3 protein-coding genes, 2 tRNA genes and 4 rRNA genes are annotated in these 8618 nt (G+C 49.3%); 1 reads left to right on the plus strand and 8 read right to left on the minus strand.

The genetic code is table 11. The features are described 5' to 3' along the window. Window positions 1–21: 21 nt before the first annotated feature. Window positions 22–936, minus strand: coding sequence for a cysteine synthase A (cysK, locus tag ACYQ2N_RS05310; protein WP_459997990.1), 915 nt, complete (start codon window positions 934–936; stop codon window positions 22–24). Window positions 937–1071: 135 nt separating this feature from the next. Then, window positions 1072–1497, minus strand: a complete 426-nt coding sequence (locus ACYQ2N_RS05315) for a DUF3842 family protein (RefSeq protein ID WP_459997992.1) — start codon at window positions 1495–1497, stop codon at window positions 1072–1074. A gap of 510 nt (window positions 1498–2007) precedes the next feature. Between ACYQ2N_RS05315 and ACYQ2N_RS05320 the strand changes: the two genes are divergently transcribed. After that, window positions 2008–2226, plus strand: a complete 219-nt coding sequence (locus tag ACYQ2N_RS05320) for an alpha/beta-type small acid-soluble spore protein (RefSeq protein WP_459997994.1) — start codon at window positions 2008–2010, stop codon at window positions 2224–2226. Window positions 2227–2411: 185 nt separating this feature from the next. Here the strand turns inward: ACYQ2N_RS05320 and rrf (ACYQ2N_RS05325) are convergent. The 6 genes from rrf (ACYQ2N_RS05325) to ACYQ2N_RS05350 form a co-directional block, all read right to left on the minus strand. Then, a 5S ribosomal RNA gene (gene rrf / locus ACYQ2N_RS05325) occupies window positions 2412–2531 on the minus strand. 181 nt (window positions 2532–2712) lie between these two features. After that, window positions 2713–2829, minus strand: a 5S ribosomal RNA gene (gene rrf, locus ACYQ2N_RS05330). A 111-nt stretch (window positions 2830–2940) separates the two neighbouring features. After that, window positions 2941–5849: ribosomal RNA gene (locus ACYQ2N_RS05335) — 23S ribosomal RNA — on the minus strand. A gap of 417 nt (window positions 5850–6266) precedes the next feature. Beyond that, window positions 6267–6342 (minus strand) — tRNA-Ala (locus tag ACYQ2N_RS05340). 88 nt (window positions 6343–6430) lie between these two features. Then, window positions 6431–6507, minus strand: a tRNA-Ile gene (locus tag ACYQ2N_RS05345). A gap of 375 nt (window positions 6508–6882) precedes the next feature. Next, window positions 6883–8449 (minus strand): 16S ribosomal RNA (locus tag ACYQ2N_RS05350). Together the 16S, 23S and 5S rRNA genes with 2 tRNA genes alongside form the textbook arrangement of a ribosomal RNA operon. Window positions 8450–8618: the final 169 nt, after the last annotated feature.

The following is an 8618-nucleotide window of genomic DNA, read 5'->3' on the forward strand; positions in this document are numbered from 1 at the left end:
AGTTGAAGGACAGTCTAAAAATTAGTTAAAAAGTTCAGTGCTCAGATAGCGCTCTCCCGTATCCGGAGCAATGGCGACAACTTTTTTGCCAGGACCCAGTTTGCGCGCTACTTGGAGGGCCGCAGCCACAGCAGCTCCGGACGAGATCCCCACCAAGAGCCCTTCCTCCCGTGGCAGTTTCCGCGCTATTGTCATCGCCTCCTCATTGGAGATTGTAATAACCTCATCAATAAGATCCCGCCGTAAAACTTCAGGTACAAACCCAGCTCCGATGCCCTGGATTTTGTGGGGACCGGGATTCCCTCCGGATAAAACGGGGGACGCTGCTGGCTCTACACCATATATTTTCAGAGTCGGCTTTTGCCTTTTGAAAACCTCTGCAATTCCGGTAATTGTGCCTCCTGTCCCTATTCCCGCCACTAGCGCATCAAGATCGGGAACCTGCCGTAAAATCTCAGGTGCAGTACCTTCTCTGTGCGTAGCAGGGTTGGCAGGGTTTTCGAACTGCTGAGGCATAAAATATCCAGGGTTAACTTGCACCAAGCGTTTAGCTTCTTCTATTGCCCCTTTCATGCCAGCCGCCCCGGGTGTAAGCACAATCTCCGCTCCATAAGCAGTCATCAATAGCCGCCGTTCCATGCTCATCGTCTCCGGCATCACAATGATTAGACGGTAACCGCGTGCAGCGGCAATCATTGCCAGGCCAATTCCTGTATTCCCGCTCGTGGGCTCTACAATAGTTCCATCCTCTTTGAGCAACCCCCGCTCTTCTGCATCCTTGATCATGCCCCAGGCAATCCGGTCTTTAACACTCCCGCCTGGGTTAAAGTACTCGAGTTTCACATAAACATCAGCCATATTGTGCTCAGCCATGCGCTTCAACCTAACCATGGGAGTTTGGCCAATTAAATCAATAATAGAATCTGCTACTTTCATTTTTATTACCCCCTATTCCAATCGAATTAGTATGAATTAATAATAAGACATTTTAAGCCGTGTGTCAAACTTATAATGATCATAAACCTCATTCGCACTTGTCAAACTGCAACTCGTCACTAATACACCCCCTTGCTAAATGGAAGATGCATCCTGCGTAGAACGCCGCTCTATATCAGACACTAAAGCTTCAACTTGATGAGGCAACGGGGCTTTAGGAACCCCAACAATTTGAACATTTTCCCTTTGAATTGGGAGCAAAAGTTTATCCGCGGAGCTGGTAGAAATTGCTGCCGCCATCGGTGCTGTCACTTCTCCCAAAAGACCGTTAACCATCATAATAGCGATCGACCCGACGATCAAATCCACTCTATTGACATTAAAGCAGATCGCTGATTCTCCGGATGCTCCCTCAGTTGCACCTGCCCTTAACATCGCCCCAGTGGCCAAGGCATTGGTACCCAGAGCTAAAATTTCAAGATTGGGAATGCGCTTGCGCAATTGTTCCACGATATGTCTACCAATGCCGCCTCCTTGCCCATCAATTACTGCTACGCGCATCTCACCACTCCTTTCATCGTCTATTTATAAATCAACATTTGAGGGTGCATAAGTGCAACTAAGCCGCTTTCTTTATAACCCAGTTTAACCTATTCGACTAAGCAATTCCAGTTTTAGCCGCCATAATTTTCTATAGGCTACATCTATTAATAAATTTAATATTCTGAATTTCAAAAAAGGGGTAGCCAAACTTTGAGAAATAGGTTACAATCTAGTTGTGAAAAGCACCAACTTTCACAACTAGTGTTAGTATACACTGGTTACCTTCTCATCTCACTCCTCCTCAATCTAACCCCTCTGCTCTATGCCCGCCAGTAGGTGGGCTACTTTTTTTAACTTTTAGGAGTAATACCCAAAATCTTTTAACCAGATTTAGCAAAATAAGTTTTAACTATACTTTGACTGAAAAGTTTTTACAGACATATTTCCGATTAGCCTGCACAAACTATAATTGTACTTGGAATTCTTCCTAAATTTCAAAATCCAAAATTAGCAGAGGAGGATGGTCTTATGAGCCGCAATAAACCGGAAGTTCCTGAATCCGAAGCCCAATTGGACAAATTAAAATGGGAAGTGGCCCAAGAGCTTAATTTGGACGATGACATCCAGGAGCGGGGATTTGAAAACATGACTACCCGCGAAGTTGGCAAAATCGGGGGTAACATGGTAAAGAAAATGGTAGAGTATGCCGAGGAAAAGATGGCTTACGGTGAAGATATCAGACAGTAAGGTTCAAGAGCGGTCAGGTGAAGCCTGGTCGCTCTATTAGTAGTGTAGAACCCCTCCCCCAGATAGATTCAAATATTCTCCAAATACGAACGAAGAGTACTTATCTCCAAGAGATAAGTACTCTTCATGTGTTACCTGGGCCGCTCTCGGACATCGTGTCCTTCGCGGCACTCCTGACCTCCTGTCAGTCGCAACGACCTACTTTCCCAGGACTCTGCAGTCCAAGTATCATCGGCCCTGAAGGTCTTAACTTCCGAGTTCGGGATACGAAAGGATACAGTGTATCCTTTCGCCACACTGCTACCTACAAACGAATACTTTCGCCGTGTGATGATAGTGTCCGGTGGACATTATCGCCGAGGGCGCTTCTCCATATTTAACTTACCGCCCGAGGATCGATCGGGTGGAACCGACTCCATAGTATAAAGCTTTTTACGCAGTAACAAGTAAAGAGACTATCTTCAAAAGATAGTCTCTTCACTTGTTACCTGGCAACGACCTACTTTCCCAGGATTCTGCAATCCAAGTATCATCGGCCCTGGAGGTCTTAACTTCCGTGTTCGAGAAGGGAACGGGTGGAACCCCTCCGGCATTGTCACCAGATTTAGTTTGAGAGTTGTTCTCTCAAAACTGCACAGATCTTTTTTGTCAAAGGATCATTTACTCACTTTAGTTTGAGCCCAAGTGAGCCTAACCTCTTGTGTGGCTTAATTTTAGGTCAAGCCCTCGACCGATTAGTACCAGTCAGCTCCACACGTCACCGTGCTTCCACATCTGGCCTATCAACCTGATCATCATTCAGGGGTCTTACCAGCTTATGCTGTGGGAAATCTCATCTTGAGGCCGGTTTCGCGCTTAGATGCTTTCAGCGCTTATCCGATCCGGATATAGCTACCCAGCGGTGCCTCTGGCGAGACAACTGGTACACCAGTGATCCGTCCATCCCGGTCCTCTCGTACTAGGGACAGATCCTCTCAAATTTCCTGCGCCTGCGACGGATAGGGACCGAACTGTCTCACGACGTTCTGAACCCAGCTCACGTACCGCTTTAATGGGCGAACAGCCCAACCCTTGGGACCTACTACAGCCCCAGGATGCGATGAGCCGACATCGAGGTGCCAAACCTCCCCGTCGATATGGACTCTTGGGGGAGATAAGCCTGTTATCCCCAGGGTAGCTTTTATCCGTTGAGCGATGGCCCTTCCACTCGGTACCACCGGATCACTAAGCCCGACTTTCGTCCCTGCTCGACTTGTAAGTCTCGCAGTCAAGCTCCCTTCTGCCTTTACACTCTGCGAATGATTTCCAACCATTCTGAGGGAACCTTTGGGCGCCTCCGTTACTCTTTAGGAGGCGACCGCCCCAGTCAAACTGCCCACCTGACACTGTCCTCAACCCCGATTCAGGGGCCTAAGTTAGAACTTCAGTACGAAAAGAGTGGTATCCCACCGGCGACTCCACCAAGGCTGGCGCCCTAGCTTCTTAGTCTCCCACCTATCCTGTACATTCCTTACCAAAATCCAATGTCAAGCTACAGTAAAGCTCCATGGGGTCTTTCTGTCCTGTCGCAGGTAACCCGCATCTTCACGGGTATTACAATTTCGCCGAGTCCCTCGTTGAGACAGTGTCCAGATCGTTACGCCTTTCGTGCGGGTCAGAACTTACCTGACAAGGAATTTCGCTACCTTAGGACCGTTATAGTTACGGCCGCCGTTTACTGGGGCTTCAATTCAAAGCTTCGCTTGCGCTAACCTCTCCTCTTAACCTTCCAGCACCGGGCAGGCGTCAGCCCCTATACTTCTTCTTTCGAATTTGCAGGGACCTGTGTTTTTGTTAAACAGTCGCCTGGACCTCTTCTCTGCGACTCCTATTCCTAGGAGCACCCCTTCTCCCGAAGTTACGGGGTCATTTTGCCGAGTTCCTTAACGAGGGTTTTCTCGCGCGCCTTAGGATTCTCTCCTTACCTACCTGTGTCGGTTTACGGTACGGGCACTCTCTCGCTCGCTAGAGGCTTTTCTTGACAGCTTGGAGTCAGTTACTTCGCTACTTAATTTCGCTCCCCTTAACCTCTCAGGACTTAGCGAGGCGGATTTGCCTACCTCACTCCCTACTGGCTTGGACGTGCTCAACCAACGGCACGCTTAACTTATCCTTCTGTGTCACCCCTTCACTCAAACGCTTAAGAGTGGTACTGGAATTTCAACCAGTTGTCCATCACCTACGCTTATCGCCTCGGCTTAGGTCCCGACTTACCCTGGGCGGACGAGCCTTCCCCAGGAATCCTTAGGTTTTCGGCGGGAGGGATTCTCACCCTCCTTTTCGCATACTCATACCGGCATTCTCTCTTCCAAGCGCTCCACCATTCTTTACAGAATAACTTCGCTGCACTTGGAATGCTCCCCTACCCCTGCCACTATAAGTGGCAAGCCATAGCTTCGGTGATACGCTTGAGCCCCGTTACATTTTCGGCGCAGAACCACTCGACCAGTGAGCTATTACGCACTCTTTGAATGGTGGCTGCTTCTAAGCCAACATCCTGGTTGTCTGGGCAATTCCACATCCTTTTCCACTTAGCGTATACTTTGGGACCTTAGCTGATGGTCTGGGCTGTTTCCCTCTCGACTATGAAGCTTATCCCCCACAGTCTGACTCCCAATCTAAATTATTTGGCATTCGGAGTTTGATAAGGTTCGGTAACCTGGTAAGGCCCCTAGCCTATTCAGTGCTCTACCGCCAATAATCATCAATTGAGGCTAGCCCTAAAGCTATTTCGGGGAGAACCAGCTATCTCCGTGTTCGATTGGCATTTCACCCCTACCCACAGCTCATCCCCTGCCTTTTCAACGACAGTGAGTTCGGGCCTCCATCCGGTTTTACCCGGACTTCACCCTGGCCATGGGTAGATCACACGGTTTCGGGTCTACAGCATGTAACTCGTCGCCCTATTCAGACTCGCTTTCGCTTCGGCTCCGGCTTCTCGCCTTAACCTCGCTACATACCGTAACTCGCCGGTTCATTCTACAAAAGGCACGCCATCACTCCAAAGAGCTCTGACTGCTTGTAAGCGTACGGTTTCAGGTTCTTTTTCACTCCCCTCCCGGGGTGCTTTTCACCTTTCCCTCACGGTACTGGTTCACTATCGGTCGCTAAGGAGTATTTAGCCTTGGGAGGTGGTCCTCCCTGCTTCCCACGGGGTTTCTCGTGTCCCGCGGTACTCAGGATACTTTCACAGCAAGTCTATCTTTCACCTACAGGAGTGTTACCTTCTCTGCTGGGCCTTTCCAGACCGCTTCGATTAGATTTCCTTGCTTAATAGAAAGTCCTACAACCCCGGCTTCCGAAGAATCCGGTTTGGGCTCTTCCCTCTTCGCTCGCCGCTACTACGGGAATCGATTATTCTTTCTCTTCCTCCGGGTACTTAGATGTTTCAGTTCCCCGGGTTGTCCTCTCTAACCTATGTATTCAGTTAGAGATAGCTGGATATGACTCCAACTGGGTTGCCCCATTCGGGTATCCACGGATCAAAGCCTGCTTGCGACTCCCCGTGGCGTTTCGCCGTTGACCGCGCCCTTCTTCGACTCTTAGCGCCTAGGCATCCACCGTACGCCCTTATTAGCTTGACCTATTTTCGCCAACACTTTAAGGTTCGTTTTTTTATGAATCCTTTGACAAAAAGATCTCTCTGTGCAGTTTTCAAAGAACACAATGTTGGATTGTTAGTTTAACATTTCTGTTTTAACGTTGCAATCCTCACCGCAAATGTATTTTTTGACAGTTTGCGGTTTCGGCGATAATCATCCTCAGCCGTATGGTTATACTTAGTAGTTATCGGCTTCGGTGATAGTCATCCTCAGGCGATAAGTGATTCTATAGAGCAGGCGCCTTCGGCGATAGTGTCCACTGGACACTATCGTCACTGGAGACTATCATCACTGGAGACTATCGTCATAATTTTTGCTTGAGTTTCCAGGTTTTTTCTTAGTCCCTGACTTTCTATCCGGATGTCCTTTTTACCATCAAACAAGCTCGAACTTCGATTTTGGTGGAGGTAAGCGGGATCGAACCGCTGACCCCCTGCTTGCAAGGCAGGTGCTCTCCCAGCTGAGCTATACCCCCATATCCAGATATCTGATATCAGATGCCGGATGTCAGATTGAGCTAAGCTTTTATCTGGTATCTGGCCTCTGATTTCTGGCTTCTGAATTGGTGGGCCTAGGTGGACTCGAACCACCGACCTCACGCTTATCAGGCGTGCGCTCTAACCAACTGAGCTATAGGCCCGGATCGATATTCGATATTCGATGTTGGTGGTTCGATTGAAAGCATTGCTTTCAAAGAACTAGAACCCCGGACTTCGCATTCGCTTTCTGAGTTTCCAGCTTTTAGTTCTCAGCGTTTGTCCTAATGTCCTTTCGGACATTAGGCCTCGCACTTCGATAATCTGGTCCCTCAAAACTAAACAACAAGACTTAAGCAGATTGCCAAAGCAATCACGCCGCCAATGGTTTTGCCGTTTCCGGCTTGAAGTCTGTTACAACTTCATTAAACTCTCATCCAGTTTTCTTTCCTTAGTCCGAAAACTAAGGGGCAGAACTTCGATTTGAGTCTCGACCATAGGATTAGTTTAGCAATAGCTTGCTAAACATGTCTCCTTAGAAAGGAGGTGATCCAGCCGCACCTTCCGATACGGCTACCTTGTTACGACTTCACCCCAATCATCTACCCCACCTTCGACGGCTGCCTCTCTTGCGAGTTAGCCCACCGGCTTCGGGTGTTGCAAACTTTCGTGGTGTGACGGGCGGTGTGTACAAGGCCCGGGAACGTATTCACCGCAGTGTGCTGACCTGCGATTACTAGCGATTCCGACTTCATGCTCTCGAGTTGCAGAGAACAATCCGAACTGAGACCGGCTTTCTCGGATTTGCTTCACCTCGCGGCTTCGCGTCCGTCTGTACCGGCCATTGTAGCACGTGTGTAGCCCAGAACATAAGGGGCATGATGATTTGACGTCATCCCCACCTTCCTCCGGTTTGTCACCGGCAGTCTCTCTAGAGTGCTCATCTTTCATGTTAGCAACTAAAGATAGGGGTTGCGCTCGTTGCGGGACTTAACCCAACATCTCACGACACGAGCTGACGACAACCATGCACCACCTGTCTCACAGTTCCCTTTCGGGCACTCCCATGTTTCCACGGGATCCTGTGGATGTCAAGCCCTGGTAAGGTTCTTCGCGTTGCGTCGAATTAAACCACATGCTCCACCGCTTGTGCGGGCCCCCGTCAATTCCTTTGAGTTTCAACCTTGCGGCCGTACTCCCCAGGCGGAGTGCTTATTGTGTTAACTGCGGCACAGAAGGGGTCGATACCCTCTACACCTAGCACTCATCGTTTACGGCGTGGACTACCAGGGTATCTAATCCTGTTTGCTCCCCACGCTTTCGCGCCTCAGCGTCAGTTACAGTCCAGAAAGCCGCCTTCGCCACTGGTGTTCCTCCACATATCTACGCATTTCACCGCTACACGTGGAATTCCGCTTTCCTCTCCTGTCCTCAAGATAACCAGTTTCCGGTGCAATCCAGAGGTTGAGCCTCTGCCTTTCACACCAGACTTAATTACCCGCCTACGCGCCCTTTACGCCCAATGATTCCGGACAACGCTTGCCCCCTACGTATTACCGCGGCTGCTGGCACGTAGTTAGCCGGGGCTTCCTCCTTGGGTACCGTCATGTAGCTACAATGTTTTCATAACTACCGTTCGTCCCCAAAGACAGTACTTTACAACCCGAAGGCCTTCATCATACACGCGGCGTTGCTCCGTCAGACTTTCGTCCATTGCGGAAGATTCCCCACTGCTGCCTCCCGTAGGAGTCTGGGCCGTGTCTCAGTCCCAGTGTGGCCGTTCACCCTCTCAGGCCGGCTACTGATCGTTGCCTTGGTAGGCCTTTACCCCACCAACTAGCTAATCAGACGCGGGTCCATCCATAAACGGTAGCATGTTCAGAGGCCACCTTTCCTTAAAGCCCGATGCCGAGCCTTAAGCTTATCCGGTATTAGCCCTCGTTTCCAAGGGTTGTCCCGGTCTTATGGGTAGGTTACCCACGCGTTACTCACCCGTCCGCCACTAAAAATCTTTCTAAGCAAGCTTATTAAGATTCTCCGTTCGACTTGCATGTGTTAGGCACGCCGCCAGCGTTCGTCCTGAGCCAGGATCAAACTCTCCATAAAAGTTTTATCTTACTTCTTTAAAAGTTTGTCTTGTCAACCTACTTCTTTAGAAGTTCGATTCTTCTTAAGAGATTTTGATCGCTCAAAATCAATTTCTCAGTTACGGCTGATTGCTCAGCTAAACTGACGAGTTACATTGGCGTCTTGTTGTTTAGTTTTCAAAGATCAG

It is taken from the genome of Paradesulfitobacterium aromaticivorans, assembly GCF_054657415.1.

Coding starts and splice junctions, on each gene's coding strand:
- cysK (WP_459997990.1), bottom strand. CDS start 936: ATGAAAGTAGCAGATTCTATTATTGATTTAATTGGCCAAACTCCCATG.
- ACYQ2N_RS05315 (WP_459997992.1), bottom strand. CDS start 1,497: ATGCGCGTAGCAGTAATTGATGGGCAAGGAGGCGGCATTGGTAGACAT.
- ACYQ2N_RS05320 (WP_459997994.1), top strand. CDS start 2,008: ATGAGCCGCAATAAACCGGAAGTTCCTGAATCCGAAGCCCAATTGGAC.